Genomic DNA, 26735 nt, shown 5'->3' with positions numbered 1-26735 from the left:
AGCCGGGTCAGAGTTCGTAGACGACGGTGACGGGCGCATGGTCGGACCAGCGCTCGGCATGGGTGGCCGCGCGCTCGACGTACCCCTTGACGGCCTTGGCGGCGAGCCCGGGAGAGGCGATCTGATAGTCGATCCGCCACCCGGAGTCGTTGTCGAAGGCCCGCCCCCGATAGGACCACCAGGAGTACGGCCCCTCAACCTCCGGATGCAGCGCCCGCACCACATCCACGAACCCGCCGTCCCCCTCATCGAGCACCCGCCCGAGCCACTCCCGCTCCTCCGGCAGGAACCCGGAGTTCTTCTGGTTGGCACGCCAGTTCTTGAGGTCGGCGGGCTGGTGGGCGATGTTCCAGTCACCGCAGACGACGACCTCACGCCCGTCGGCGGCGGCCCGAGCACGCAGGTCCCTCAGATAGCCGAGAAACTCGTCCATGAAACGGACCTTCTCGTCCTGCCGCTCGGTACCGACCTCGCCCGAGGGCAGATACAGACTGGCGACGGTGACACCGGGCAGGTCGGCCTCGACGTACCGCCCACTCCCGTCGAACTCGGCGGAGCCGAACCCGACCTGGACACGGTCGGGCTCGCGGCGGCTGTAGAGGGAGACCCCGGCACGCCCCTTGGCAGCGGCGGGCGCGTGCGTGACGTACCAGCCTTCAGGCGCACGAACCTCCTCGGGCAACTGCTGAGGCTCGGCGCGCACCTCCTGAAGGCACAGCACGTCGGCGGAGGTCTCGCCGAGCCACTCCACGAAGCCCTTCTTCGCGGCGGCACGGAGCCCGTTCACATTCACACTGGTCACAGTCAGCACGCGGGCACGATACCGGGAGACGGAAAACACCTGGCGACGCCAGCATGCATAGATGTACGGTAATTGACATGAATATCCGCCGGGTCTCCTTCGACCACCCCGACGCCGTCAAGCTGAACGACCAGGTCCAGGCCGAATACGCCGCCCGCTACGAGGACGAGGGCGACGCCACCCACCTGGACCCGGCGATGTTCGACCCGCCGTCCGGCCTGTACCTGATCGCGTACGACGACCAGGACCACCCGGTGGCCACCGGCGGCTGGCGCGGCCACGACGAGGAGACCGACGAGGGCTATCTGCCCGGCGACGCCGAACTGAAGCGCATGTACGTCGTCGAGGAGGCCCGCGGCATGGGCCTGGCCCGCCGCATACTCGCCGCGTTGGAGGAGGACGCCCGAGCCACCGGCCGCACCCGAATGGTCCTGGAGACGGGCGACAGACAGCCGGAGGCGATCGCCCTCTACACCTCCAGCGGCTACGAACCGAGCGCGAAGTTCGGCTACTACCGCCACCACGAGTCGAGCCGCTGCTTCGCGAAGGGCTTGTAAGGGTTTTTGAGGGCGCGTGAGGGCTTTCGGGGGTGTGGGCGGCCTGTAGGACCCGTAAGCGCTGTACGGGCTGTACGGGCTTGCAGAGAAACACCCGTGTACGGCCGCTGCCGGTCAGGCCCGCAGATAGGTGAGCACCGCGAGCACCCGCCGATGCGTCTCGTCCGCCGGCGGCAGGTCGAGCTTGGCGAGAATGCCGCCGATGTGCTTGCCGACGGCCGCCTCGGAGACGACGAGCCGGCGGGCTATGGAGCCGTTGGACCGCCCCTCCGCCATCAGCGCCAGCACCTCGCGCTCGCGCGGGGTCAGCCGCTCCAGCGGATCACGCCGCCTGCGCAGCAACTGACGTACGACTTCGGGATCGACGACCGTACCCCCGCCGGCGACCCGCCCCAGCGCGTCGACGAACTCCTCGACCTGCCCGACCCGGTCCTTGAGCAGATAGCCGACGCCGGTGCCGTCCCCGGAGTCGAGCAGCTCGGCGGCGTAGGCCCGCTGGACGTACTGGCTGAGGACGAGCACGGGCAGCCCGGGCCGCGCCTCACGCAGCTGCACAGCCGCCCGCAGCCCCTCATCCTGGAACCCGGGCGGCATGCGTACGTCCGTCACCACGACGTCGGGCTCGTGCTCGGCGACCGCCGCGAGCAGCGCGTCCGCGTCCCCGACGGCGGCGACGACCTCGTGCCCGACCCGGCCGAGCAGCCCGACCAGCCCCTCCCTGAGCAGGACACTGTCCTCGGCGAGGACTACGCGGAGGGCCGGCCGCGATCCGTCAACTGATCCCACTCGCAAGGAATCTCCACCCGCAGCGACGTCGGTCCACCCGGCGGGCTGGACAGGGAGAGTCTGCCATCGAGCACCGACACCCGGTCGGCGAGCCCGGTGAGCCCGCTGCCCCTCGCCGGATCGGCCCCACCGCACCCGTCGTCCCGGACCTCGACGAGCAGCAGCCCGTCCCGATGCCCACCACCGACCTCGGCCCGAGTCGCGCCGCTGTGCCGGTCGACGTTGGTGAGCGCCTCACAGACGACGAAGTACGCGGCCGACTCCACGGCCCGAGGCAGACGTCCGGGCAGATCGAGCCCGACGTCCACGGGCACGGCCGTACGATCCGCGGCGTCGGCCACGGCGGCCTCGAGCCCGTAGTCGGTGAGAACCTGGGGATGGATCCCGTGGATCAACTCACGAAGCTCCGCCAGCGCACTCCCCGCCTGCTCCTGCGCCTTGGCCAGCTGATCGGCGAGGGGTCCCGGCGGTGCGTCCAGCCGGGCCACCCCCAGCGTCACCGTCAACGCGACGAGCCGCTGCTGCGCCCCGTCATGCAGATCCCGCTCGATCCGCCGCCGCTCGGCCTCGAAGGCGTCCACCAATCGCCCACGGGACAGGGCGAGTTCGACAACCCGCTCCCCCAACCCGACGTCCCGCGCGGCGATCAGCAACCGCGTCAGCCCGGCCCGGGCCCCGGCGGCAACGCCAAGGACATAGGCGCCCAAGGCCAGCAGAACAACTCCCCCGACCGAGCACCCGAAGGCGGTCGGCCAGTCGGTGACCGTCCAGACTTTGAGCACCTTGGCCTCGCGCCCGCCCCCAACAGCGGCCATGAGCGACGGAGTTGCCACCAAGGACAAGGGCACAATAAGCCCAAATACAACAACAAGCGCGTCCAAGGGCCACAACACCCCCGCGAACAGCACCACATACCCCAACTCCCGCCAGGTGGCCCGCTCCCGAATCCGCACCACCACCCAGGCCCGCAACCCGGGTTCGACGGGCACCCGATGCGGATCGGGCACCGGCTCCGCGTCGACGATCCGCAGCCGCAACCGCTCGACCCTGCCGACGGGAAGCCCGGTCAGCGCGAGGGCGGCCAGCAGAGGCAGCCCCACAAGCACTGAGGCGAGACCTCCACCGGCCACGGCCAGAAGCACAACCAGCAGAAAGACAAGGGAACCGACGACGACCCCACTGACGAGATACCCGACCGCCCGCCAGGGCCACGACGACACCAGAAACCCCGGCCGGGCCATGGCCTGCCACACGCTCTTCGGCTGCATGACGATCACGGTAGGAGGTGGACAGGGCCCGGACCATGGGCCCAGGGGGCGGGCCGGGGGTATGGCTGGCCCTACCCCCGGCAGCCAGCGATCAAGCTTGCGGCTCGCCCCTGGGTGCAGGAAGAAGTACGCGCTGAGGAGCACCAGGCCCGGCGGCAGCAGAACCGAGTCCCATCTCCGCCAACACCGTTGCCGTCACCACCCGTCGAGGTGAAACCGACAGTCCAGAAACGCAGAGATCCCGTCCGATCGAAGTGATCGGACGGGATCTCGTGAACCGTCTACGAGCTGACTCATGAACGGAGCTGCGGTGGACCTGTGGGGATTTGAACCCCAGACCCCCTCGATGCGAACGAGGTGCGCTACCAGACTGCGCCACAGGCCCTTGCAACGAGTGAAACTCTAGCATCCCGATCCGGGTGCTCGGAAATCCGTTCCGCGCTGGTCAGTCGAGGGCGCCGCACGGTCCCCCACCTGCCCGGAGGGCGGCCGAGAGCGGTCGCGGACGGTCGTGTGCCGTTCGCTACTCGTTGGCCGCCCGGGGCCGCTCGCCGTCCTCGTACTGGTCGAACAGCGGGGTGCGTCCGCGCTCGCGGGCCCGGCGGGCCGAGGCCGCTCGGCGGGCGTCGGTGCGGCCGTCGGGGTCCTCCTGACCGTCGTGGGCCGGCTCCGGGTCCTGGTCCGACCGGAGGTCCGGTTCCGCCTCCGCGTCCTCCGTCACCGACGCCTCCTCCGACTCCCGCCCCACCGTGCTCGACCGCGCCGAACTCCACGCGTCCGGAGCGCCGAGGTCCACGTCGGACGTGGCCCGGGGGGCGACCGGTGCGGTCACGTACGTCGGCAGGGGGACCGGCACCGGGTCCCAGCTGTCGCCGTGGCCGGGGCGGCGCTGGCGTTCGCGCTGCTGGTCGACCCACTCCGCGTGGTCGGTCTGCTCGACGAGCGCACGCCGGTCAGCCGCGAGCGCGGACAGCGCCGCCAGGCCGGGGTCGGTCTCCGGCTCGGGGTGCTCGTCCTGCTCCTCGGCGCCGGGGTCGGTGGACGGACGGCGCCGGGGCTGACGCTCACGCAGTCGCTGTGCGGCCAGTTCGGCCTGGCGGCGGTCCATCTGGTAGGCGAAACGGCGCCGTTCCTGCGTACGCAGATAGGCGATGTAGCCGCTCAGCATGAACGCCGGTACCGCCGGCGCCCAGAGGAGGGCGAGTCCGCCGACCGCCGCGACGATCGCGCCCAGCGTGAAGGCGAAGAACAACATCACCGTCGTACGCCGACGGCGCGCGAGCACCTTCGAGCGCCGGGCGCGCGCGGCGGCTTCCGCCGACTGTCCCGCGCTCCGACGAGCCGCCGGTACGCGCTCACGCTCCCGTTCCCTCGAAGGAGCCGGAACCGAGGCCGACACCTGCTGCTCGCGCTTCGGCGCCCGCTGCTGTTCCGGCGCCTGCGCCTGCGCCGGTGACCGCTCCTGCTGAACCTGGCTCTGAACCGGTGCCGGTGCCTGTGCCTGGACCTTCGCTTTCGCCTGGTTGCGGGTCGGGGGCATGGCGAAGGCCCGGACGTCCACCGAGTCGGTGACACCCTCCGGGTCTCCGGCGCTGTGCTCCCCCTCGTCGGTGGAGCGCGCCCGCAGGTCCTTGGCGTACCGGCGCTCCATGCCCGCCCGTCCGGACAGGAGCCGGATGGCGGTGCTGAAGCGTTCCGTCGGACGAGCCTCGTTCAGCTCGTCCTGCCTACGGAGCCACATCGGCACCAAGTAGGCGGCCCAGGCCCCGACAATGACTGCGTAGATGAGGCCGCTGCTGCTCACGCCTCACACGGTAGAGGGGTTTGCGTGAGGCCATCTGCCAATTGCGTCGGTGTGTCGCACGATCTGGCTGATATTTCGAGCTTTTTTTGTGATCGGTGCGATCAGCGGGTCATCGAGGGCGCGTATTTGGTACCTCAAGTCGATCGCCAACCGATCACATTCGAACACTTATTCAATTTACGCAGGATTCCGCGGTGTGTTCTGAGGCGGCGTGTTCTGGGATCGTGCCCGCTGCCAGCGGCTCAGCAACCCCTCCGGCACCTCTTCCGCTGTGAGCGCGAACACGAGGTGGTCGCGCCAGGCGCCGTCGATGTGGAGATAGCGGGGTCTGAGCCCCTCCTCGCGGAATCCGAGTTTCTCCACGACCCGGCGGCTCGGGCCGTTCTCGGGGCGAATGCAGACCTCGATGCGGTGCAGTCCGACCGTACGGAAGCAGTGGTCGACCGCCAGTGCGACCGCCGTCGGCATGACACCGCGGCCCGCGACCGCCTCGTCGACCCAGTAGCCGACATGGCCCGAGCACATCGAGCCCCAGGTGATCCCGGCGACCGTCAACTGGCCGACCAGCTGCCCCCGGTACTCGATGGCGAACGGCAGCATCCGGCCCGAGTTCGCCTCGGCGCGCAGATGGCGCACCATCTGGCGGTACGTCGGCCGGTGGGCGATCGGGCCGCTGGGGGTGGGCGGCGGGATCGTCGCCTCCCAGGGGCGCAGCCAGTCGCGGTTGCGGCGGTTGACCTCGCGCCAGGCCCGCTGGTCGCGCAGCCTGACGGGCCGGAGGACGACGTCGCCGTTCGCCAGCTCGACGGGCCAGGATGGGCTGTTCAGCTCGCACCCCCGGTATCGGCCCCGGGTCTGGGGTGATCGCCGCCCCTGATCTGGTCGACGGCGTGCTTCAACAGGGGTTCCAGGACGGCCAGTCCGTCCTTCACCCCGCCGGTGGAGCCCGGCAGATTGACGATCAGCGTGCCGCCCGCGACCCCGGCGAGTCCGCGCGACAGCGCCGACGTCGGCACCTTCTCGCGGCCGTACGCCCGGACGGCCTCGGCGATGCCCGGGACCTCCCGGTCGACCACCGCGCGGGTCGCCTCCGGGGTGCGGTCGGTGGGCGAGATACCGGTGCCGCCGGTGGTGACGACGACCGCGTACCCGGCTTCGACACCGGCCCGCAGCGCGTTCTCCACGGGGTCGCCGTCGGGCACGACCCACGGGCCGTCGACGGCGAAGCCGAACTTCTCCAGGCCGGCCACGATCAAGGGGCCGCCCTTGTCCTCGTACACACCGGCCGCCGCGCGGTTGGACGCGGTCACGACCAGGGCGGCGTACGGCGCGCGCAGTGCGCCCCCGATGTCGGCGGGGAGCGTGGGCGGTCTCATGCCCTGCTCCAGGTGCCCGACTTCCCGCCGGTTTTCTCCTCCACCCGTACGTCCGTGATGACCGCTCCCTTGTCGACCGCCTTGACCATGTCGATCACGGTGAGGGCGGCGACCGAGACCGCGGTGAGGGCCTCCATCTCGACGCCCGTACGGTCCGTCGTCCGCACGGTGGCGAGGATCTCGACGGCGTCGTCCGTGACCGACAGATCCAGTTTCACACCCGTCACCGACAACGGGTGGCAGAGCGGGATGAGGTCGGGGGTGCGCTTGGCGCCCATGATGCCCGCGATCCGCGCGGTGGCCAGGGCGTCGCCCTTGGGGACGCCCTCCCCGCGGAGCAGCTCGATCACACGGGGCGAGACCAGGACCCGGCCGCTGGCGCGGGCGGTGCGCGCGGTCACGTCCTTCCCGGATACGTCGACCATGCGGGCGGCGCCCGCCTCGTCGATGTGCGTCAGTCGGTCCTGCGTGCTCATGTGCTGTGGCGCTCCCGGTCGGGCCAGTTGTGCGCGACACGGTACTCCCAACCCGCGCCCCTCAGCCCCTCAGCCCACCGGTCGGCCCAGCAGCACGACCTCGACCTCCGTGCCGGGCTCCACGGACTCCGTGTCCTCGGGTACGACGATCAGCGCGTCGGCGTGCGCGAGGGCCGCGATCAGATGGGAGCCGGCACCGCCGACCGGTGTCACGCGGCCGTCCGCGTAGGTGCCGCGCAGGAACTGGCGGCGCCCGGCCGGCGAGGTCAGCGCCTTGTCGGTGTCCAGGACCGCACTGGCGGTGGGCCGGTGGACGTCGGGCAGGCCCATCAGGGCGCGGATCGCGGGCCGCACGAACAGCTCGAAGGAGACGTACGACGACACCGGGTTGCCCGGCAGGGCGAGCAGCGGGGTGTGGTCGGGGCCGACAGTGCCGAAGCCCTGGGGTTTGCCGGGCTGCATGGCGAGCCTGCGGAAGTCGACGCCGGCGCCGGGCTCGTCCTCGTCGGCGACGTACGACAGGGCCTCCTTGACCACGTCGTACGCGCCCACGCTGACGCCTCCGGTGGTGACGACGAGGTCGGCGCGGACGAGCTGGTCCTCGATGGTGGAGCGGAGGGTCTCGGCGTCGTCGGCGACGGCGCCCACGCGGTAGGCGATGGCTCCGGCGTCCCGGGCGGCGGCGGTGAGGGCGAAGCTGTTGGAGTCGTAGATCTGGCCGCTGCCGAGCTTCTCGTCGGGCTGGATCAGCTCGCTGCCGGTGGACATGACGACCACGCGCGGGCGCGGGCGTACGCGTACGGTGCCGCGGCCGATCGCGGCGAGCAGGGCGATCTGCGGCGGGCCGAGGACGGTGCCCTCGGCGAGGGCGCGGTCGCCGGCCTGGACGTCGCTGCCCAGCGCGCGCACGTGCGCGCGTGCCGCTGCCGGGCGATGTACGCGGACCTGGCCGTAGGCGCCGTCGGGGTCGGTGCTGTGGGCGCGCATCCCGGTGACGGGGCCCTCGCCGAGGCCCCCGTCGGTCCACTCCACGGGGACGACGGTCTCGGCGCCGGGCGGCAGCGGGGCGCCGGTCATGATGCGGGCGGCCTGGCCGGGGCCCACGTGGAGCAGGCCGTCCTGGCCGGCCGCGACGTCACCGATCACCGTCAGCGAGGCCGGGTACTCCTCGCTCGCGCCCGCGACATCGGCGACCCGGACCGCGTACCCGTCCATGGAGCTGTTGTCGAACGGCGGCAGGGAGACCCGGACCGTGACCTCCTCGACCAGGACGCAGCCCTGGGCGTCGAGGAGCTGCAGCTCGATGGGTTCGAGGGGGCGGACGGTCGCGAGGATGTCCTCCAGGTGCTCGTCCACCGACCACACGTGGTCCTGGCCGGTGGTGCGGGGCGCGGCGCTGCTCAACGTTGCTACATCTCCTCGGCTACGTAACTGCGAAGCCAGGTCCGGAAGTCCGGGCCCAGGTCTTCACGTTCGCATGCGAGTCTGACAATGGCACGCAGGTAGTCGCCGCGGTCCCCGGTGTCATAGCGGCGGCCCTTGAAGACGACGCCGTGCACGGGGCCGCCGATCTTCTCGTCCTGGGCCAGCTGCTGGAGGGCGTCGGTGAGCTGGATCTCGCCGCCGCGGCCGGGTTCGGTCTCGCGGAGTATGCCGAAGATGTGCGGGTCGAGGACGTAGCGGCCGATGATCGCGTAGTTCGACGGGGCGTCGGCGGCCTCGGGCTTCTCGACCAGGCCGGTGACCTTGACGACGTCGCCGTCGTCGGTGGCCTCCACGGCCGCGCAGCCGTACATGTGGATCTGTTCGGGGGCGACCTCCATGAGGGCGATCACGCTGCCGCCGTGCCGCTCCCGGACCTCGACCATGCGCTGCAGGAGGGGGTCGCGGGGGTCGATGAGGTCGTCGCCGAGGAGGACGGCGAAGGGCTCGTGGCCGACGTGCGGGGCGGCGCACAGGACGGCGTGGCCGAGGCCCTTGGGGTCGCCCTGGCGGACGTAGTGCATGGTGGCGAGGTCGCTGGACTCCTGGACCTTGGCGAGTCGCGCGGCGTCGCCCTTCTTCTGAAGGGCGGACTCCAGCTCGTAGTTGCGGTCGAAGTGGTCCTCAAGGGGGCGCTTGTTGCGCCCTGTGATCATGAGGACGTCGTCGAGGCCCGCGGACACGGCCTCCTCGACCACGTACTGGATCGCCGGCTTGTCGACGACCGGCAGCATCTCCTTGGGAGTGGCCTTGGTGGCCGGCAGGAACCGGGTGCCGAGGCCTGCTGCGGGGATGACAGCCTTGCTGATCCTGGGGTGCGACTCAGTCATGTCGGCAACCTTATCCGGTGACTTCGGGCGATTCTGTGGCTCCGATTAACCGAACCTCATATCGGCATATGAAGCGCATGAGAACACCGGAAACGATCGAAGGAGAGCCATGGGGGCAGAGCCTGACAAGCGGACGTTGCGGCGGGACCTCCTGGCGGTGAGAAACAGGTTGACGGCGGCCGACGTCCAGGAGACCGCGGCGGCCCTGGCGGCCCGAGCGGTCGGCCTGCCCGAACTCGCCGACGCGCGGACGGTCGCCGCGTACGTCTCCGTCGGCACCGAACCGGGCACCCGCGTCCTCCTGGACGCCCTCCACGCGCGCGGGGTGCGCGTCCTGCTGCCGGTGCTCCTCCCGGACAACGACCTCGACTGGGGCGCGTACGGCGGCGAGGGGTCCCTGGTGGAGGTGCGGCACGGCGGGCGGATGGCCCTCCTGGAGCCGGCCGGCGAGCGCCTGGGCACGGACGCCGTGACGAGCGCCGACGCCGTTCTGCTGCCCGGCCTCGCCGTGGACGGCCTGGGGATGCGCCTGGGGCGCGGCGGGGGCTCGTACGACCGGGTGCTGGCCCGGCTGGCGCGGTCGGCTGCCGATCCGGCCCTGGTGGTGATGCTGTACGACTCCGAGGTCGTCCCCCTCGTCCCGGCCGAGCCGCACGACCGGCCGGTGCACGCGGTGGTCACGCCGTCGGGCGTACGCCGGTTCGGGGACCCCTCGTCGGCTTCGTAGAAAGTTCCCCTCGGGGAACGGGGAACGGCCCTCCACGCGTGCGCGTGGAGGGCCGTTCCGGTGCTACCGCCCGCTCATGGTTTCAGCAGCAGGGTGTCGCTCGTGCTGTCCTCGACGGCCTTGTCGGTGAAGGACCAGTCCAGTAGTTCGCCGTCGACCCACTTGCCGGTCTGGTCGGTGTAGTGGTCGCTGAAGGCGTGCCCGGAGGCTCCCGTCAGGTTGATCCACTTCGACTTGTCGAGGTCGCCGAGGTTGACCACCATCCGCATCGACGGCACCCAGACGACGCCGTAGCCGCCGGCCGCGTTCCAGCCGGTCGCGTTGACCGTCGCCTCGCCGCCGCCGAGGTTCCAGGGGCCGCGGTTGAGGATGTACTGGAGGAAGCCGGGGCCCTCGGTGCCCAGGGTCTGGTTCTTCAGGAACAGGCGGTGCAGCCGGCCCCAGCTCCAGGTGTCGATGTCCTTGCCGAGCTTGGCGGTCAGCTCCCAGCGGGCGTCCGTCATGGCCCGCGCGAAGAGCTCGTCGCGGTTGGTCGCGGCCTTCTCGGTGCGGGTCTTCGGCGTGCTCCACCAGTCGTTGTCCTGGTCGTCGATGAGCTTGCGGACCACCTCGAACCAGCGGTCGCCGCCGTCCGGCTGGGCCTGGTCCGCGTCCCGCTGGCCGCATTCGAGGACCCGCTGGTCGGGGTCGGCGGGGCTGGTGGTGTTGACCGGCTTGACGTACAGGCACTGGCCCTCGACCCGGACCTCCTTGGGCAGCTTGTTGCCGAAGGCCAGCTTCAGGATGTTGCGCCAGACCGCGTTGAAGTAGGCCGCGGCGGCGGAGTCGGCGTCCTGGGTGTAGTCCCAGCCCACGAGGAGCTTCTGCGCCTCGCGGACGTACTTGTCGTCGACGTCGATCGCGAGCAGCTTGGGCACCAGCAGCTTGGCGATCTCGCTGCTGTTGTCCAGCTGCATCTGGCGCATGTCGTCGGTGGAGATCTTGCCGCCGCCCCTGATCTTCGAGGCGATCAGGTCGGCGATGCGCTGACTGCGGGTGCCGTAGCCCCAGTCCGTGGTGAGCGTGTACGGGTACTTGCTCTTGTCGACGACGGCCTGGTTGGCGGTCACGATGTAGCCGCGCTCGGGGTTGAACTCGAAGGGCAGCTCGGCCTGCTTGAGGTAGCCGGTCCAGCGGTACTTGGAGTCCCAGCCGGGGACCGGGAGGGAGCCGTCGTCGCCCGCCGCGCGCGTGGGGATGCGGCCCGGCAGCTGGTAGCCGATGTTGCCCGCGGTGTCCGCGTAGACGAGGTTCTGCGAGGGCACCTCGAAGGAGGCGGCGCCCGCGCGGAACTCGGTCCAGTTCGACGCCTTGTCGATCAGGAAGACGGCGTCCATGGACTTGCCGGGGTCGAGCGCGGTCCAGCGCAGCGCGATGCCGTAGCCGTCGCCCCGGTCGGGGGCGGAGGCGTCGACGGTGGCCTTCTGGCCGACCTTGACCAGTTCGTCGTCGCGGTCGGACAGCAGGGGGCCGTTGTCGGTCTCGCGGACGACGATCTTCTTGGAGGCGCCGCCGGCGACCTTGATGGTCTCCTCGCGCGCCGTGAAGGGCTTGGTCTTGCCGTCGACGAGGTAGCCGTCGCCGGAGAGCTTCTCCAGGTAGAGGTCGGTGACGTCGACGCCCGAGTTGGTCATGCCCCAGGCGATGTCGGCGTTGTGGCCGATGATCACACCGGGCATGCCCGCGAAGGTGTATCCGGAGACGTCGTACTGGCACTTGGCGGAGACGCTGCGGCAGTGCAGGCCCATCTGGTACCAGACGGACGGCAGCGAGGGCGACAGGTGCGGGTCGTTGGCCAGCAGGGGCTTGCCGGTGATGGTGTGGGTGCCGCCGACCACCCAGGAGTTGGAGCCGATGCCGTTGCCGTTCACGCCGACGGCCGTCGGGACGTCGTCCAGGACCCGGTAGAGGCCCTCCAGCTGGCTCTGGATCGCCGCGGAGTCGACGGAGGCAGAGGATTCCGTCCCCGACGTCCCCGAGGACGCAGACTGCGCGCTGGTGCCCTCGCCGTCGACGAACGTCTGCGTCGAGGCGTCGTACCCGCCCTCCTGGACGATCGGCTTGTTGCGGCTGTACGGGTACTCGGGGTACAGGTCGGCGATCTGCTGCGGGCCGAGGCGGCTGGTCAGCAGGGAGCGGTCGATCTCGTCCTGCATGTTGCCGCGCAGGTCCCAGGCCATCGCCTTGAGCCACGCGACCGAGTCGACCGGGGTCCACTCCTGCGGCTTGTAGTCGTTGGTGAAGCCGAGGGCCGCGTACTCCAGGGAGATGTCCGCGCCGTCCTTGCCCTTGAGGTAGGCGTTGACCCCCTTGGCGTAGGCCTGGAGGTACTTCTTCGTGGCGGCCGAGAGGGTGTCCTCGTACTCCTTCTTGGCCACCCGGTCCCAGCCGAGGGTGCGCAGGAACTCGTCGTTGTCGACCTGTCCCTTGCCGAACATCTCGGAGAGCCGGCCCGACGTCATGTGCCGGCGGACGTCCATCTCGTAGAACCGGTCCTGCGCCTGGACGTAGCCCTGCGCCATGAACAGGTCCTCGTCGGAGGAGGCGTAGATCTGCGGGATGCCGTAGCTGTCGCGCTTGACGTCTACGGGCCCCGACAGGCCTTCGAGGGTGATCGATCCCTTGGTCTGCGGGAAGGAGGCCCGGACGGTGCTGACGGACCAGAACGCGCCGTAGGCGACGCCTCCGATGATCGCCAGAACCAGGACGATCACGAACAGTCGGGCTTTGCGCCCCTTCTTCCTGCCGGACTTGCCGGGCTTGTGACCGGAAGAGCTGGTGGTGGTGGGGGGCATCGCTGTCCTTGCTGTCCTAACGCGAGCGGCAGGCGGTACTGGAGTGCTGGAGCAACCATAGGCGCAGGGCCCGACGCGACTTGACGCGGAGTCGGGTACGCGAACGGACGGGCGTTCGATCATGCCTGGGGAAGTGTCAAGAAATCGTCAAGAGTTAGGTAAGGTAACGAAGTACTTGGGTGCGCGGTGACCTCACCTCGTGTCCGATGTACATGACCCGCGCGCGTGCGGTGCCGCGGGCCAGTGAAGGGAACGGCCGCTGACTGTCCACCACCTCAACCAGCTCCTGCTCGTCTGCTCGCTCGTGCTCCTCGTCGCTGTGGCAGCGGTTCGGATCTCCTCGCGCAGCGGGCTCCCCAGCCTGCTCGTCTACCTGGGGATCGGCATCGCCATGGGCCAGGACGGCATCGGCGACATCCACTTCGACAACGCCGAACTGACCCAGGTCATCGGATACGCGGCCCTGGTCGTGATCCTGGCCGAGGGCGGACTCGCCACGAAGTGGAAGGAGATCAAGCCCGCCCTCCCGGCCGCCTCCGCGCTGGCGCTGGCGGGCGTCGCGGTCAGCGTCGGGATCACGGCCACGGCCGCCCACTACCTGATCGGGCTGGAATGGCGGCAGGCCTTCATCATCGGCGCGGTGGTGTCCTCGACGGACGCGGCGGCGGTCTTCTCCGTGCTGCGGAAAATACCCCTCCCCGCGCGCGTGACGGGCACTCTGGAGGCCGAGTCGGGGTTCAACGACGCCCCCGTGGTCATCCTGGTCGTCTCGCTGTCCACCGCGGGCCCGGTCGAGCACTGGTACACCCTGCTGGGCGTCATCATCCTTGAGCTGGCCATCGGCGCGGCCATCGGCATCGCGGTCGGCTGGCTCGGCTCCTGGGGCCTCAGGCACGTGGCGCTGCCCGCGTCCGGCCTCTACCCCATCGCCGTGATGGCGATAGCCGTCACCGCGTACGCCGCCGGCGCGCTCGCCCACGGCAGCGGCTTCCTCGCGGTCTACCTGGCCGCCATGGTCCTCGGCAACGCCAAGCTGCCGCACTGGCCGGCCACCCGCGGCTTCGCCGACGGACTCGGCTGGATCGCCCAGATCGGCATGTTCGTCCTGCTCGGCCTGCTGGTCACCCCGCACGAGATGGGCGACGACATCTGGCCCGCGCTCGTCATCGGCCTGGTCCTGACCATGGTGGCGCGTCCACTGAGCGTGCTGGTCTGCCTGCTGCCCTTCCGGGTGCCCTGGCAGGAGCAGGCCCTGATGTCCTGGGCCGGGCTGCGCGGCGCGGTGCCCATCATCCTGGCGACGATCCCCATGGTGAGCGGCGTCGAGGAGAGCCGTCGCATCTTCAACATCGTCTTCGTCCTGGTCGTCGTCTACACCCTCGTCCAGGGCCCGACGCTCCCCTGGCTGGCCCGCAAACTGCAGCTGGGCGGGGGCGAGGGGCCTGCGGACCTCGGTATCGAATCGGCGCCCCTGGAGCGGCTGCGCGGGCATCTGCTGTCCGTCGCGATCCCCGACGGCTCCAGGATGCACGGCGTCGAGGTGGGCGAGCTGAGGCTGCCGCCGGGCGCCGCCGTCACCCTCGTCGTCCGCGACGAAAAATCGTTCGTTCCGCTTCCCACGACAGTGCTGCGGCGCGGCGACGAACTCCTCGTGGTGGCCACCGACCCGGTCCGCGACGCCGCGGAACGACGCCTCAGGGCCGTCGGACAGGGCGGCAAGCTCGCCCAGTGGCTGGGCACCGGCGGCGACGGAGCACAGGCGTGACGAACCTCTCCACTTCCTTTCGGAGGTGGCGGGGACCGTCCCCCCTGTACAGTGAAGGCGCACCCTGATCGAACCAACTCTGCCTGAAGCAGAGCTGGCGCGACCGTATGGCGGCCGGGACATCCTCTGCGGGGGCGTCGGCATCTACCGCAGTCCGCGCAAGAGGACAGCTCTCGGCGCCCCTCGCCCGCACAGTGGGGTCGCGCTACCAGGCAGCGGAAAGGCACGGCCGTGGCATCCACGGTCACCTACGGACAGCTGCTCCGCACCCCCGGCGCCTGGACGTTCCTGCTCCCCGGTTTCGCCGCGCGACAGCCGTTCGCGATGCTCACCATCTCCATCGTGCTGCTCGTCCAGCACACCACCGGCTCGTACGGCACCGCGGGCGCCGTGGCCGCCGTCACCGGCGTCTCCATGGCCCTGTGCGCGCCCTACGGGGGCCGCCTCGCCGACCGCCACGGACAGCGCGCGGTCCTCGTCCCCGGCGTCGTCCTGCACACCCTGTCCGGCCTCGCCCTGACGGCGCTGGCGCTGACCGGCGCCCCCTTGTGGACCCTGTTCGCCGCCGCGGTCCTGACCGGTGCCTCCACGCCCCAGATCGGCCCCATGGTCCGCGCCCGCTGGGCGGTGAAGCTCCAGGACTCGCCCCTGACGCCGACGGCGGCGGCCTTCGAGTCCGTCACGGACGAGCTGACCTTCGTCTTCGGCCCGCTGCTCGCGACCGCTCTGTGCACCGCCGTGGACCCGGCGGCGGGCCTGGTCACCGAGGCCGCGCTGACCCTCGTGGGCGGCCTGCTGTTCGCCGCCCGGCGGAGCACCCAGCCGCCGGTGGCGGCGGTCGGTTCACCGAGTGGGCGGCACGCGCGCGTGGAGCGCGTCTCCGCACTGGGCGTCCCCGGGATACGTGTGCTGATCGTCGCGTTCCTCGGCATCGGCGCCGTCTTCGGCGGCATGCAGGTCTCGCTCGCCGCGTTCAGCGAGTCCATCGGCGAACCCGGTCTCAACGGCGTCCTCTACGGGGTCTTCGCCGCCGGCAACATGCTCTCCGGCCTGGTCTGCGGAGCCGTCGCCTGGCGCATGGCCCCGCAGCGGCGCCTGATCGCCGGGTACGCGGCCCTCGCGGTCACCGCCTCCGGCCTGTGGACGGCGGAGTCCGCGCTGACGCTGGCCGGGCTCGGCCTCCTGGTCGGCATGTGCATCGCGCCCGCGCTGATCACCGGCTACACCCTGGTCGACGCCCTGGTCCCGGCCGGCGCGCGCACCGAGGCGTTCACCTGGCTGACCGGCGCGGTCGCCCTCGGCCAGGCGGCGGCCGTCACCGCCGCGGGCCAGCTGGAGGACCGCCTCTGGGACGGCGCCGGATTCCTGGTCCCCATGGCGGGCACACTGCTGGCCCTGGCGACCCTGGTGACCCTGCGTTCACGGCTCTCACCACGGGCGACGAGCCGCCCGGCGGGCCTGACCGTGGCACGTGGCGTCGGTCACCGCGCGCCGGTGACAGTGGACTGATCCGAAGGAATACGTCACTATGGACGATCGTTAGCACTCATCGAGTGAGAGTGCCAGGAGGAAGACAACAGTGCCGACCTACCAGTACCAGTGCACCGAGTGCGGCGAGGGCCTTGAAGCGGTGCAGAAGTTCACCGACGACGCCCTGACCGTGTGCCCCAACTGCGACGGCCGCCTCAAGAAGGTGTTCTCCGCGGTCGGCATCGTCTTCAAGGGCTCCGGCTTCTACCGCAACGACAGCCGCGGCTCCTCGTCGAGCAGCGCGCCCGCGTCGAAGCCGTCGACGGCCACTTCTTCGTCGTCGTCCTCGGACTCGTCGTCGAGTTCGTCGGGCTCCTCGTCGTCCGGCTCGTCGTCGAGTTCGTCCAGCTCCTCTTCGGGCTCCAGCAGCTCGTCGAGCACCAGCAGCTCGGCCGCGTAGCACCATCTCTTGACCCACGGGACCCTGTCGCCGCCCCGACGGCGACGGGGTCTTCGGCGTCTCCGCACGCCGCCCCCGGCAGGCCCTAGGGTGCGGGCATGGTGAATCAGGCGAACCCCGGGAGCGCCGCGAACGTCACGAGCGCCGAGATCGGCGTGATCGGCGGCTCCGGTTTCTACTCCTTCCTCGACGACGTGACCGAGATACAGGTGGACACGCCGTACGGCTCCCCCAGTGACTCCCTGTTCCTCGGTGAGGTCGCCGGTCGCCGGGTCGCCTTCCTGCCCCGGCACGGGCGAGGGCACCATCTGCCGCCGCACCGCATCAACTACCGCGCCAACCTGTGGGCGTTGCGCTCGGTCGGCGTGCGCCAGGTGCTGGCTCCGTGCGCGGTGGGCGGGCTGCGGCCCGAGTACGGCCCGGGCACGCTGCTCGTACCGGATCAGCTGGTCGACCGTACGAGGTCCCGGGCCGGCACCTACTTCGACGGCCTGCCGCTGCCCGACGGGACCGTCCCCAACGTGGTGCACGTGTCCCTCGCCGACCCCTACTGCCCGGTCGGCCGCGAGGTCGCCCTGGCGGCGGCGCGCGGACGGGACTGGGAGCCGGTGGACGGCGGCACGCTGACCGTGATCGAGGGGCCCCGGTTCTCCACCCGTGCCGAGTCGCTGTGGTACCGGGCGCAGGGCTGGTCGGTGGTGGGCATGACGGGCCATCCCGAGGCGGGCCTCGCCCGTGAACTGGAGCTGTGCTACACGTCGTTGACCCTGGTCACCGACCTCGACGCGGGTGCGGAGACCGGCGAGGGCGTCTCGCACGAGGAGGTGCTCCAGGTGTTCGCGGCGAACGTCGACCGGATGCGGGGCGTGCTCTACGACGCGGTGGCGGCGCTGCCGGCGGCCGGGACACGGGACTGCCTGTGCACGAAGGCGCTGGGCGGGATGGATCCGGGCTTCGAGCTGCCCTGAAACAGGGCTGGTGGGGGCGGAACTTCCCGTTCGGGTGAGCGAGTTGTCCACAACCGGTGAGTAACACACAGGGCTCGGCGGGATTCGCCGAAAAGCCTCATCGTGGGGGCGCAAGCAGATCCCTCGACACAGGTGGTGGTCCCCATGGCTCCCGTACGTCCCCCGCAGCCCGCGCATTCCGTGCGTTCCGTTCCGCTCGTCCCCCCGCCCTGCGAGGTGCCGCACTTCGCCCCTGTGCGGGTGCGCGGCGGGCGCGGTCAGTTGAGGCGGCTGGTCCGGAGCCGGCGGCGGGCGCTGGCCCTCGGGCTCGCCGTCACGGCGGCGGCGATCGTGGCGGCCGGTCCGCGCGAGGCGTCGGGTCCGCCGCCCGATGCCGGACACGTCCGGGGTCATCCGGTGGCCGAGCCGGTGCGGGAGCGGCGCGCGGTCGAGATGGTGACGGCGCCGGTGCGGATCGCCGACGCGGCGACGGTCCGGCTGCTGCGGCCCGGTGACCGGGTCGACGTCATCGCGGCCGAGGAGTCGCCGACGGGCACGGACGCCCGGGTGGTCGCGCACCGGGTCCGGGTGACGGAGGTGCCGCGGGCGCCGGCGGCCGGGGAGAGCGTGGCCGAGGGCGGGGCGCTGGTCGTGCTGTCGGTGCCGCGCACGACGGCGTCCAGGCTGGCGGGCGCGGGGGCGACGGCGCGGTTGGCGGTGACGGTGTGGTGAGCCGTCGCATGCTTCTCTCGAACCGTCTGGTGTCAAGTCCCTCGTTGGAGCTACCCAATTGGACACGGCTGCCACAGGTTGACGTAGGTTGCGGAACTGCTTGTTCCACCATTTGCGTGCATGAGGAGAGGCCCCGCGGTGAGCGAGAAGAAGAAACCGAGCGTCTTGGACGGCTTCAAAGCCTTCCTGACCCGCGGCAACGTCGTGGATCTGGCGGTCGCGGTGGTCATCGGCGCCGCGTTCACCAACATCGTGAACTCGGTGGTGAAGGGCGTCATCAACCCGTTGGTGGGAGCGTTCGGGACGAAGAACCTCGACAGCTACAGCTCCTGCCTCAAGGGCCCCTGCACCGGCACCGGGGACGCCGCGACCGGCATCACGATCATGTGGGGCGCGGTCCTGGGCGCCACGCTCAGCTTCGTGATCACCGCGGCCGTCGTCTACTTCCTGATGGTCCTGCCGATGTCGAAGTACCTGGCCCGGCAGACCGCCCGCCAGAAGGCGAAGGAGGGCGCTCAGGAGGTCATCGAGGTGAGCGAGCTGGAGGTCCTCAAGGAGATCCGCGACGCCCTGGTGGCCCAGCGGGGCTCCGGGCACGACGGGAGGTAGGAGCCCCAGCCAGGTGGTTCGGCGCGGTTCAGATGTGGTGGGGCGGCTTCTCGTCGAGGAAGCGCTTCAGGTCGGCCGCGCTGTCGCCGCCGCCGCTGTCGGCCGGGCGCTCGCCCCATCCCCGGTCCGTGTCGTCCGACGACTGCTGGTCCAGCGGGTCGTCGAAGATCAGCACGGGCTTGGGGGCGCTCGGTTCGGGGGCGGCGGGGCTGCTCATGGCTCCAGGGTACGGCCCGCCCGGCGGGGCCCGTCCGGGCCGTGGGGCGCCCGCCGGATCACGATCACGCTCCGGCGCCGCCCTTCGGCCTGCGCACGCTGGGCTCATCTGCTGTGCTGGTGCGTATGACGTCCAGTTCCTCGCCCGCGTCCGACGTGCCCGATGTGACCGGCGTATCCAGCGCCTCGGCCGGTGCCGGCCGCGACGCCCCGCTGCGCAAGCTGACCGCGCGCGGACGTGGCGAGTCGCACCGGGTGGCCTCGCCGCTGGAGCTCTTCTTCGACCTCTGTTTCGTGGTGGCGGTCGCCCAGGTGGGCGTCCAGCTGGTGCACGCGGTCGCGGAGGGGCACGCGGGCGAGGGCATCCTCAACTACGCGATGGTGTTCTTCTCCATCTGGTGGGCCTGGATGAACTTCACCTGGTTCGCCTCGGCGTACGACAACGACGACGTGCTGTACCGGATCGTCACGCTGGTCCAGATCGCCGGTGTCCTGGTACTGGCGGCCGGGGTCTCACGGGCCTTCGACGACCACGACTTCGTGATCGTCTGGCTCGGCTATCTGATCATGCGGCTGCCGATGGCCGCGCAGTGGCTGCGGGCGGCCCGTTCGGCCACCGGGGCCGAGCGGACGATGGCGCTTCGGTACGCCGGTGGTGTGCTGCTGTGCCTGGTGGGCTGGCTGGGGCTGGTGGTCCTGCCGGAGCCGGCCCGGGCGTGGGTGTTCCTGGTGATGGTGATCGCCGAACTGGCGGTCCCGCTGTACGCGGAGCGGAGCTTCGCGACGTCCTGGCATCCGCACCACATCTCCGAGCGGTACGGGCTGTTCACCATCATCGTGCTGGGCGAGGCGATCGCGGCGGCGACGGTGGCCGTGAAGTCGGGGGTGGCGGAGAACGACGCGCTGGGCGAGGTGCTGCCGATCGCGGCGGGCGGGCTGCTGATCGTGTTCTCGGCCTGGTGGATCTACTTCGCCGTCCCCATCCACGGGCATCTGCGTTCCAACAGGCAGTCGTTCCTGTGGGGTTACGGCCACTACGTGATCTTCGCGTCGGTGGCGGCGATCGGGGCGGGCCTGGAGGTGGCGGTCGAGCAGGGAGTCGGCAAGGCGCACATCTCGACACTGTCCGCGTCGGCTGCCGTGACCCTGCCGACGGCGCTGTACCTGATCACCGTGTGGGCGCTGCACTCGCGGTACTTCAAGGTGGGCACGGCACAGCAGCTGGTGCTGCCGAGCACGGCGTTGCTGGTGATCGTGTGCACGTTCCTGGGCGACTGGGCGGTGCTCGCGGCGGGCCTCGTGTCGGCGCTCGCGGTGGCGACCGGGGTGACGCTGACGGCGCGGACGGCGGCCGGGGAGCGCCGGGCGGAGGAGACGGGAGCGGCGCAGGCGCCGTAGGCGGGGCGGGTGGAGAAGGCGGAGAGCGCGCCGGAGGGGGCGGAAGGGGCAGGGGGGAGGGTGGCTGGACAAGACTGGGGGGCATGACAGTTGACGCTCTGACAGATGTCGCCGGCCTGCGGGTGGGGCATGCGACCCGTATCGGCGACGGTTGGCTCACCGGCACGACGGTCGTGCTCGCGCCGGAGGGCGGGGCCGTGGCGGCCGTGGACGTGCGGGGCGGCGGGCCCGGCACGAAGGAGACCGACGCCCTGGATCCGCGCAACGTCGTACGCGGGGTCGAGGCGGTGGTGCTGACGGGCGGCAGCGCGTACGGGCTGGACGCGGCGTCGGGGGTGATGGCCTGGCTGGAGGAGCAGCGGCGCGGGGTACGGGTCGGGCCGGACGCCGGGCACGTCGTGCCGGTGGTCCCGGCGGCGTGTGTCTTCGACCTGGGCCGGGGTGGCGACTTCCGGGCCCGGCCGGACGCGGCCACGGGTCGGGCGGCGGTCGAGGCAGCCGCGGCGAGCGAACCGGGCGCGGCCGTGCGGGAGGGGTGCGTGGGCGCCGGTACAGGGGCGGTGATCGGGTTCCTCAAGGGCGGCGTGGGCACCGCGAGCACGGTGCTCGGGTCGGGGATCACGGTGGCGGCGCTGGTGGTGGCCAACGCGGCGGGGTACTCGGTGGATCCGGAAACGGGCCTGTTGTACGGGGAGTTGTTCGAGGGGCGGCGGGTCGGCTACCCGGCGGACGATGTGCACAGGGCGGCCCAGCGCCGACTGGCCGAGGTCGCGGCCCAGTCCCCCCTCCCCCCGCTGAACACGACCCTCGCGGTGGTGGCCACCGACGCGGCACTGTCGAAGGCCCAGGCCCAGAAGGTCGCCGGCACGGCCCACGACGGCATCGCCCGCGCCGTACGCCCGGTGCACCTGCTCACCGACGGGGACACGGTGTTCGCCCTGTCGACGGGAACACGGCGCCTGGCCGAGGAGGACCCCCTCGCCCTGAACGAGATCCTGGAGGCGGGCGCGGACCTGGTGACACGGGCGATCGTGCGGGCGGTACGGGCGGCGGGGTCGGTGACGGGGAACGAGAACGGGAACGGGAAGGGCGGGTGCTGGCCGTCGTACGAGGAGTTGTACGGGCGTCGCCGGTAAAGGTTGCCCTGCCGGGGGCAACGGAGTCGAGGTGATTGTCCCGGTTCTGTCACCGGATGGATGCGAAGGAGGTCGTCGGGAACCTGGGTGTGTGGTGTGTCCCTCTTTCTTCACGCAAGTGGAGCGGATCACCCGAAGCAGCCCGGAAACCCCGGATCACACAAACCTGGAGCAGCCCGTGACAACGCCGGACACGACAGCTCGGCGCGCACTGGGGGCCTGTGCCGTCCTGATGGTCGGTGCGTTCGCCCTCACCGCGTGTGCCGGTGGCAGTGGGAGTGACAGTGACGGGAAGGGGGGTGGCGGCAAGAAGGACAGCGGCTCCGTCGCCACTTCCGGCGCCCGGATCGTCATCTCCGCGAAGGACGGGTCGGCGGGCGCGTCGATCAACACGACCGGGGTGAAGGTCACCGGGGGCACGCTGACCGGGGTGAAGATGACCGTCGCGGGGACCGGGGCCGCCGTCGCGGGGGCGATAGCCGCGGACGGGCGGAGCTGGCAGCCCGCCGAGCAGTTGGAGCGGGGGACGCGGTATCGAATATCGGCGTCCGCGAAGGACGGCGACGGGCGGGTCGGGAGCGCCGACTCGACCTTCACGACGGTCACCAAGGCGAACAGTTTCATCGGGACGTACACGCCGGACGACGGGACGACGGTCGGGGTGGGGATGCCGGTGTCGTTCACGTTCGACAAGGCGATCAGCGATCAGGCCGCCGTGCGGTCGCACATCACCGTCACGTCGAGCAGCGGGCAGCAGGTCGTCGGGCACTGGTTCGGGGCGCAGCGGCTCGACTTCCGGCCCGAGGAGTACTGGAAGGCCGGTTCCAAGGTCACGATGAAGATCGACCTGGACGGGGTCGAGGGCGCCAACGGCGTGGTCGGGGTGCAGAAGAAGACCGTCAGCTTCACGATCGGGCGCTCGCAGGTGTCGACGGTCGACGTCAACACGCAGACCATGACGGTCGTACGGGACGGGCAGACCCTCAAGAGCGTCCCGATCTCCGCCGGCAGCCCGGAGTTCACCACCTACAACGGGCAGATGGTGATCTCCGAGAAGCTGAAGGAGACGCGGATGGACAGCCGTACGGTCGATCTGGCCAACGCGTACGACATCCCGGACGTACCGCACGCGATGCGGCTGACGACCTCGGGGACCTTCATCCACGGCAACTACTGGTACAACAAGGGCAATCCGCCGTTCGGGCGTACGGGTACCAGTCACGGATGTGTGGGGCTGCAGGACGTGCAGGGGGCGAACGGGGACACGCCCGCGAAGTGGTTCTTCGACAGCTCGATGATCGGTGACGTCGTCATCGTGAAGAACTCGGCCGACAAGCAGGTCGCGCCGGACAACGGTCTCAACGGCTGGAATCTGCCGTGGAGCGAGTGGACGGCGGGGGCCGCTTCCTGAGGCCCTGCCAAGGCCGCCCTAAGTAGCTTCTGATCAGGGTGTCTTGACGGATCATTGACGGCATTCGGGGTCGTGCGGGAACTTTTCGCGCGTCCCCGACGTCTCTCTGGCATATGTTTTCTCGGTTCCCGGACATGATGTCCGACCGAGGGGCTACGGTATGCACCCACAAGGTGACATGCAGCAACGCCGGGAGAAGCCTTGAGCGTTCCGTACGAGACGACAGCGTACGAACCACCCGAGTCGCCCGAGTCTCCGGAGGAGCATCTCGAGCGGCTCCTGGGTCGTGCGCTGAACTCCTTCGAGTTGCCCGACGAGGCGATACGGCGGCTCGACTGCGCGCTGGCGCACGACAGTTCGCTGCACTCGGCGCACCACAGCGCGGGGCTGCACCGCGAGACGTACCGGCACACCTGGCTGCTCGCCGACGGTTCGGCGCTCACCCTCTGGGAGTTGGTGCACAACACGGCGCCGGGGGCGGGCGCGCAGCACGAGGTGTACGTCGACGAGGAGGAGCTGCGTGCCGCCACGGCCAGGCTCCCGTTGCCCGCGGACGACCCGGACTTCGAGCTGCCGGTGACGGTGCAGCTCACGCCGGTGGTGCAGCCCCGGCATGTGTACGTTCCCGACGACTCGGCGGATCACGCGCGCCGCTTATTGCGCCGGGCGGAGAACGCGGACCGGCCGGGTTCGGACACGGCGGAGTTGCTGCGCGGGGCGTTCGCGCACCAGATCACGCAGGCGTTCGGGCGGCCGTGCCGGGCGGGACGGGCGGGCCTCGGTTTCTCGCTCTACGAGCACGCGTTCCTGCTGCCCGGCGGCGAGGAGATCTCCCTCTGGGAGGTCGAGCACACGGCTACGCCCGACGGGCGGCACATGTGCGAGGTGTATCCGACAGAGGACGGGGCGCGAGACGCGATGGAGCGGCGGGCGGCTCGGGCGTAGACGTTCGGATGTAGACGTTCGGTTGTAGACGTTCGGTTGTAGACGTGCGGGAGGCCGCCGCGGCGCTTGGCCGTGGCGGCCTCCATGCTGTTCGGTGAACTCGCCCGATCCGGGCCGGAGTTACGCCGCCACCGGCTCCTTCTTCTCGACCGCCCGCACGGCGCCCTCCGGCGAGCCGGCGGCCGGGGCCTGCTTGCGCATGCTCTTGAGGACGATGACCAGGCCCGCCGTGACGCAGGTGCCGGCCGCGATGGCGATCAGGTAGAGGAACGGGCTGCCGATCAGCGGGACCACGAAGATGCCGCCGTGCGGGGCGCGCAGGGTCGCGCCGAAGGCCATCGACAGGGCGCCGGTGACCGCGCCGCCCGCCATCGAGGCCGGGATGACGCGCAGCGGGTCGGCCGCCGCGAACGGGATGGCGCCCTCGGAGATGAAGGAGGCGCCCAGGACCCAGGCGGCCTTGCCGTTCTCCTGCTCGGCCGGGGTGAAGAGCTTCCTGCGGACGACGGTGGCCAGCGCCATGCCCAGCGGCGGGACCATACCGGCGGCCATCACCGCGGCCATGACCTTCATCGCGGAGTCGCTGGGGTCCGCGATGGCGATACCGGCCGTGGCGAAGGCGTACGCGACCTTGTTGACCGGGCCGCCGAGGTCGAAGCACATCATCAGGCCGAGCAGCACGCCGAGCAGGATGGCGTTGGTGCCGGAGAGGCCGGCCAGCCAGTCCGTCATGCCCTTCTGGGCCTCGGCGATGGGCTTGCCGACGACGACGAACATCAGGAAGCCGACGATCAGCGAGGAGATCAGCGGGATCACCACGACCGGCATGATGCCGCGCAGCACCGGCGGGATCCTGACCTTCTGGATCGCGAGGACGATGCCACCGGCCAGCAGACCGGCGACCAGGCCGCCGAGGAAGCCGGCCGCGATGTTCGAGGCGATCATGCCGCCGACGAAGCCGGGGACGAGACCGGGGCGGTCGGCCATGCCGTAGGCGATGTAACCGGCCAGGACGGGGATCAGGAACCCGAAGGCGACGCCGCCGATCTGGAAGAGCAGCGCGCCCCAGCTGTCGACCTGGGTCCAGGAGAAGTGCTCCATGACCGAGGGCGCCTTGTTGATCTCCCAGCCGCCGATCGCGAAGCCGAGGGCGAGCAGCAGACCGCCCGCGGCGACGAACGGGACCATGTAACTGACGCCGGTCATCAGCCACTTGCGCAGCTTGGTGCCGTAGTTGTCGCCGGAGTCGCCGGCCCGCTCGACGGGCGTACCGCCGCCGGTGGCGGGCGCGCTGCTCTCGCCGCGCTCGGCCTTGCCGCGTACGTCGGCGATGAGCTGGGCGGGCTTGTTGATACCGGCCTTGACGCCGACGTCGACGGTGGGCTTGCCGGCGAAGCGTTCCTTCTCCCGTACGGGGACGTCGTGGGCGAAGATCACGCCGTCCGCGGCGGCGATGACGGCCGGGTCGAGGCGGGTGAAGCCGGCGGAGCCCTGCGGCTCGACGACGAGTTCGACGCCCGCCTCGCGGCCCGCGTTCTCCAGTGCCTCGGCGGCCATGTACGTGTGGGCGATGCCGGTCGGACAGGAGGTGACGGCGACGATCCGGAACGGACGCGCAGCCGCAGCCGCGTCACCGTCCCCGTCGCTGCCGCTGCCGCTGGTGCTGGTGCTGGTGCTGGTGCCCGCGACGGTTTCGGCGGAGGCCGCCGCCGAAACCGCCGCGGAGTCTTCGGTACTGGCGGCCGGGGCCGCGTCGCCGCGGATCAGCGCGGCGGCGCTCTCCGCATCGCCGACCGCCCGCAGCGCGGCCGTGAACTCGTCGTTCATCAGCTGGCGGGCCAGCGACGACAGGATCGTCAGATGGGCGTCGTCGGCGCCGGCCGGGGCCGCGATCAGGAAGATCAGGTCGGCGGGGCCGTCGGCCGCGCCGAAGTCGATCCCGGCGGCGCTGCGCCCGAAGCCGAGCGTCGGCTCGGTCACGTGTTCGCTACGGCAGTGCGGGATGCCGATGCCGCCGTCGAGGCCGGTCGGCATCTGCGCCTCACGGGCGGCCACGTCGGCGAGGAAACCGTCGAGGTCGGTCACCCGCCCCTTCGCCACCATGCGCTCGGCGAGGGCACGGGCCGCCGCGTCCTTGGTCTGGGCGGACAGGTCGAGGTCGACCAGGTCCGCGGTGATCATCTCGCTCATCGCGGGCTCCTTCGCACGCGTATCGCCCGGAAAGTGGGGTGGGCGGGGCTGGGGACGGGGTTGCTACGGGTACTGCGGTGGGGGCTCATGGGGAGGGGTACGGCTGCGGCGGGGCCGGGGAAACCCCACCGCGTCAGGGCCGGTTCAGGGGGACGGACACACCGGTCGGGGTCCGTCATGGGCGCCGGGGTCAGACCGCCGGACGCCTGAAGGGTGCGGGCGGCTCGGCACGAGGCGACGAAGGACCACGCCGACACGGGTCGGGCGAGGACGCGCGGGCCAGCGGCTCCGCCAGGACGCGCTCCACCGACACCCAGCTGGCCACGGGCAGGGCGGCCGGGCAGGGCGACGCCGGACTCACCGCAGGCAACCGCGACGGCCGAGGACCACGCCAGCACCGGTCCGGCGAGGACGCGCGGGCCAGCGGCTGTTCCAGTACGCGCTCCACTGACACCTCGCCGGCCACCGGCAGGGCGGACGGGCCGGGCGGCGCCGGACGCACGCCGGACAGTCG

The 26735-nt window shown here is 71.0% G+C and carries 24 protein-coding genes and 1 tRNA gene; 12 read left to right on the top strand and 13 right to left on the bottom strand.

The genetic code is table 11. The features are described 5' to 3' along the window. Nucleotides 1-7: 7 nt before the first annotated feature. Nucleotides 8-811 carry an exodeoxyribonuclease III gene (locus CW359_RS23270; protein WP_105972013.1) on the bottom strand — a complete coding sequence of 268 codons (804 nt, stop codon included), beginning with the start codon at nucleotides 809-811 and terminating at the stop codon, nucleotides 8-10. 68 nt (nucleotides 812-879) lie between these two features. Here CW359_RS23270 and CW359_RS23265 point away from each other — a divergent pair, with 68 nt between their 5' ends. After that, a complete protein-coding gene (locus CW359_RS23265) occupies nucleotides 880-1359 on the top strand; it encodes a GNAT family N-acetyltransferase (RefSeq protein WP_105972012.1) in 480 nt (159 codons plus the stop codon). Between the two features lie 114 nt (nucleotides 1360-1473). Here the strand turns inward: CW359_RS23265 and CW359_RS23260 are convergent, their stop codons facing one another. From CW359_RS23260 to galU, 9 genes are all read right to left on the bottom strand, one after another. Beyond that, nucleotides 1474-2145 (bottom strand): response regulator transcription factor, encoded by a 672-nt coding sequence (locus CW359_RS23260; protein WP_232838546.1) that lies wholly within the window; start codon nucleotides 2143-2145, stop codon nucleotides 1474-1476. Beyond that, a complete protein-coding gene (locus CW359_RS23255; protein WP_232838545.1) occupies nucleotides 2106-3413 on the bottom strand; it encodes a sensor histidine kinase in 1308 nt (435 codons plus the stop codon). Before CW359_RS23255 ends, CW359_RS23260 begins: the two co-directional genes overlap by 40 nt. Nucleotides 3414-3724: 311 nt before the next feature. Next, nucleotides 3725-3798, bottom strand: a tRNA-Ala gene (locus CW359_RS23250). Between the two features lie 138 nt (nucleotides 3799-3936). After that, entirely contained in the window at nucleotides 3937-5217 is a 1281-nt protein-coding gene (gene sepX / locus CW359_RS23245; RefSeq protein WP_105972011.1) for a divisome protein SepX/GlpR, read from the bottom strand. 177 nt (nucleotides 5218-5394) lie between these two features. Then, nucleotides 5395-6045 (bottom strand): GNAT family N-acetyltransferase, encoded by a 651-nt coding sequence (locus CW359_RS23240; protein WP_198655354.1) that lies wholly within the window; start codon nucleotides 6043-6045, stop codon nucleotides 5395-5397. Further along, complete coding sequence (locus CW359_RS23235) at nucleotides 6042-6593, bottom strand: MogA/MoaB family molybdenum cofactor biosynthesis protein (protein ID WP_105972010.1); 552 nt, start codon at nucleotides 6591-6593, stop codon at nucleotides 6042-6044. Before CW359_RS23235 ends, CW359_RS23240 begins: the two co-directional genes overlap by 4 nt. Further along, the gene (moaC, locus tag CW359_RS23230; RefSeq protein WP_105972009.1) at nucleotides 6590-7069 is read right to left on the bottom strand and encodes a cyclic pyranopterin monophosphate synthase MoaC; all 480 of its coding nucleotides are present in this window, start codon (nucleotides 7067-7069) and stop codon (nucleotides 6590-6592) included. The genes CW359_RS23235 and moaC overlap by 4 nt, the downstream gene beginning before the upstream one ends. A 69-nt stretch (nucleotides 7070-7138) precedes the next feature. After that, nucleotides 7139-8473 (bottom strand): molybdotransferase-like divisome protein Glp, encoded by a 1335-nt coding sequence (gene glp, locus CW359_RS23225; RefSeq protein ID WP_105972008.1) that lies wholly within the window; start codon nucleotides 8471-8473, stop codon nucleotides 7139-7141. A gap of 5 nt (nucleotides 8474-8478) precedes the next feature. Next, the gene (galU, locus tag CW359_RS23220) at nucleotides 8479-9381 is read right to left on the bottom strand and encodes a UTP--glucose-1-phosphate uridylyltransferase GalU (protein WP_105972007.1); all 903 of its coding nucleotides are present in this window, start codon (nucleotides 9379-9381) and stop codon (nucleotides 8479-8481) included. A gap of 109 nt (nucleotides 9382-9490) precedes the next feature. Between galU and CW359_RS23215 the strand changes: the two genes are divergently transcribed. Continuing rightward, the gene (locus tag CW359_RS23215) at nucleotides 9491-10108 is read left to right on the top strand and encodes a 5-formyltetrahydrofolate cyclo-ligase (protein WP_105972006.1); all 618 of its coding nucleotides are present in this window, start codon (nucleotides 9491-9493) and stop codon (nucleotides 10106-10108) included. Between the two features lie 74 nt (nucleotides 10109-10182). Here CW359_RS23215 and CW359_RS23210 read toward each other — a convergent pair whose 3' ends face one another. Then, nucleotides 10183-12942, bottom strand: a complete 2760-nt coding sequence (locus CW359_RS23210; protein WP_105972005.1) for a penicillin acylase family protein — start codon at nucleotides 12940-12942, stop codon at nucleotides 10183-10185. A 259-nt stretch (nucleotides 12943-13201) separates the two neighbouring features. Here CW359_RS23210 and CW359_RS23205 point away from each other — a divergent pair, with 259 nt between their 5' ends. The 6 genes from CW359_RS23205 to CW359_RS23180 all read left to right on the top strand — a co-directional run bounded on the left by CW359_RS23205 (nucleotide 13202) and on the right by CW359_RS23180 (nucleotide 18925). Continuing rightward, entirely contained in the window at nucleotides 13202-14707 is a 1506-nt protein-coding gene (locus tag CW359_RS23205; RefSeq protein ID WP_105972004.1) for a potassium/proton antiporter, read from the top strand. A 231-nt stretch (nucleotides 14708-14938) separates the two neighbouring features. After that, a complete protein-coding gene (locus CW359_RS23200) occupies nucleotides 14939-16216 on the top strand; it encodes an MFS transporter (protein ID WP_105972003.1) in 1278 nt (425 codons plus the stop codon). Between the two features lie 70 nt (nucleotides 16217-16286). After that, nucleotides 16287-16637 (top strand): FmdB family zinc ribbon protein, encoded by a 351-nt coding sequence (locus CW359_RS23195; RefSeq protein WP_105972002.1) that lies wholly within the window; start codon nucleotides 16287-16289, stop codon nucleotides 16635-16637. Between the two features lie 98 nt (nucleotides 16638-16735). Beyond that, nucleotides 16736-17605 carry an S-methyl-5'-thioadenosine phosphorylase gene (locus tag CW359_RS23190; protein ID WP_105972001.1) on the top strand — a complete coding sequence of 290 codons (870 nt, stop codon included), beginning with the start codon at nucleotides 16736-16738 and terminating at the stop codon, nucleotides 17603-17605. A 144-nt stretch (nucleotides 17606-17749) separates the two neighbouring features. Next, a complete protein-coding gene (locus CW359_RS23185) occupies nucleotides 17750-18316 on the top strand; it encodes an RcpC/CpaB family pilus assembly protein (protein WP_105972000.1) in 567 nt (188 codons plus the stop codon). Between the two features lie 138 nt (nucleotides 18317-18454). Continuing rightward, on the top strand, nucleotides 18455-18925 hold the full coding sequence (locus CW359_RS23180) for a large conductance mechanosensitive channel protein MscL (RefSeq protein WP_105971999.1): 471 nt from the start codon (nucleotides 18455-18457) through the stop codon (nucleotides 18923-18925). Between the two features lie 28 nt (nucleotides 18926-18953). On the opposite strand, the gene CW359_RS23175 is transcribed toward CW359_RS23180, so the two are convergent. Further along, on the bottom strand, nucleotides 18954-19142 hold the full coding sequence (locus CW359_RS23175) for a hypothetical protein (protein ID WP_105971998.1): 189 nt from the start codon (nucleotides 19140-19142) through the stop codon (nucleotides 18954-18956). A 125-nt stretch (nucleotides 19143-19267) separates the two neighbouring features. Here CW359_RS23175 and CW359_RS23170 point away from each other — a divergent pair, with 125 nt between their 5' ends. The 4 genes from CW359_RS23170 to CW359_RS23155 all read left to right on the top strand — a co-directional run bounded on the left by CW359_RS23170 (nucleotide 19268) and on the right by CW359_RS23155 (nucleotide 24031). Further along, nucleotides 19268-20539, top strand: a complete 1272-nt coding sequence (locus tag CW359_RS23170; RefSeq protein WP_105971997.1) for a low temperature requirement protein A — start codon at nucleotides 19268-19270, stop codon at nucleotides 20537-20539. Nucleotides 20540-20622: 83 nt separating this feature from the next. Next, entirely contained in the window at nucleotides 20623-21675 is a 1053-nt protein-coding gene (locus tag CW359_RS23165; protein WP_105971996.1) for a P1 family peptidase, read from the top strand. A 178-nt stretch (nucleotides 21676-21853) separates the two neighbouring features. After that, the gene (locus CW359_RS23160; RefSeq protein ID WP_105971995.1) at nucleotides 21854-23086 is read left to right on the top strand and encodes a L,D-transpeptidase; all 1233 of its coding nucleotides are present in this window, start codon (nucleotides 21854-21856) and stop codon (nucleotides 23084-23086) included. Nucleotides 23087-23287: 201 nt separating this feature from the next. After that, nucleotides 23288-24031 (top strand): DUF6227 family protein, encoded by a 744-nt coding sequence (locus CW359_RS23155; RefSeq protein WP_105971994.1) that lies wholly within the window; start codon nucleotides 23288-23290, stop codon nucleotides 24029-24031. A gap of 120 nt (nucleotides 24032-24151) precedes the next feature. Here the strand turns inward: CW359_RS23155 and CW359_RS23150 are convergent, their stop codons facing one another. After that, nucleotides 24152-26221 (bottom strand): PTS fructose transporter subunit IIABC, encoded by a 2070-nt coding sequence (locus CW359_RS23150; protein WP_105971993.1) that lies wholly within the window; start codon nucleotides 26219-26221, stop codon nucleotides 24152-24154. Nucleotides 26222-26735: the final 514 nt, after the last annotated feature.

It is taken from the genome of Streptomyces geranii, assembly GCF_002954775.1.
Taxonomy (GTDB): domain Bacteria; phylum Actinomycetota; class Actinomycetes; order Streptomycetales; family Streptomycetaceae; genus Streptomyces; species Streptomyces geranii.
This window is presented reverse-complemented; position numbering and strand designations above follow the sequence as displayed.

What these genes read in the sequence shown, in the direction of transcription:
- CW359_RS23265 (WP_105972012.1), top strand. Translation starts at nt 880, where the DNA reads ATGAATATCCGCCGGGTCTCCTTCGACCACCCCGACGCCGTCAAGCTG.
- CW359_RS23255 (WP_232838545.1), bottom strand. Translation starts at nt 3,413, where the DNA reads ATGCAGCCGAAGAGCGTGTGGCAGGCCATGGCCCGGCCGGGGTTTCTG.
- CW359_RS23235 (WP_105972010.1), bottom strand. Translation starts at nt 6,593, where the DNA reads ATGAGACCGCCCACGCTCCCCGCCGACATCGGGGGCGCACTGCGCGCG.
- moaC (WP_105972009.1), bottom strand. Translation starts at nt 7,069, where the DNA reads ATGAGCACGCAGGACCGACTGACGCACATCGACGAGGCGGGCGCCGCC.
- galU (WP_105972007.1), bottom strand. Translation starts at nt 9,381, where the DNA reads ATGACTGAGTCGCACCCCAGGATCAGCAAGGCTGTCATCCCCGCAGCA.
- CW359_RS23215 (WP_105972006.1), top strand. Translation starts at nt 9,491, where the DNA reads ATGGGGGCAGAGCCTGACAAGCGGACGTTGCGGCGGGACCTCCTGGCG.
- CW359_RS23210 (WP_105972005.1), bottom strand. Translation starts at nt 12,942, where the DNA reads ATGCCCCCCACCACCACCAGCTCTTCCGGTCACAAGCCCGGCAAGTCC.
- CW359_RS23190 (WP_105972001.1), top strand. Translation starts at nt 16,736, where the DNA reads ATGGTGAATCAGGCGAACCCCGGGAGCGCCGCGAACGTCACGAGCGCC.
- CW359_RS23185 (WP_105972000.1), top strand. Translation starts at nt 17,750, where the DNA reads ATGGCTCCCGTACGTCCCCCGCAGCCCGCGCATTCCGTGCGTTCCGTT.
- CW359_RS23175 (WP_105971998.1), bottom strand. Translation starts at nt 19,142, where the DNA reads ATGAGCAGCCCCGCCGCCCCCGAACCGAGCGCCCCCAAGCCCGTGCTG.
- CW359_RS23170 (WP_105971997.1), top strand. Translation starts at nt 19,268, where the DNA reads ATGACGTCCAGTTCCTCGCCCGCGTCCGACGTGCCCGATGTGACCGGC.
- CW359_RS23165 (WP_105971996.1), top strand. Translation starts at nt 20,623, where the DNA reads ATGACAGTTGACGCTCTGACAGATGTCGCCGGCCTGCGGGTGGGGCAT.
- CW359_RS23150 (WP_105971993.1), bottom strand. Translation starts at nt 26,221, where the DNA reads ATGAGCGAGATGATCACCGCGGACCTGGTCGACCTCGACCTGTCCGCC.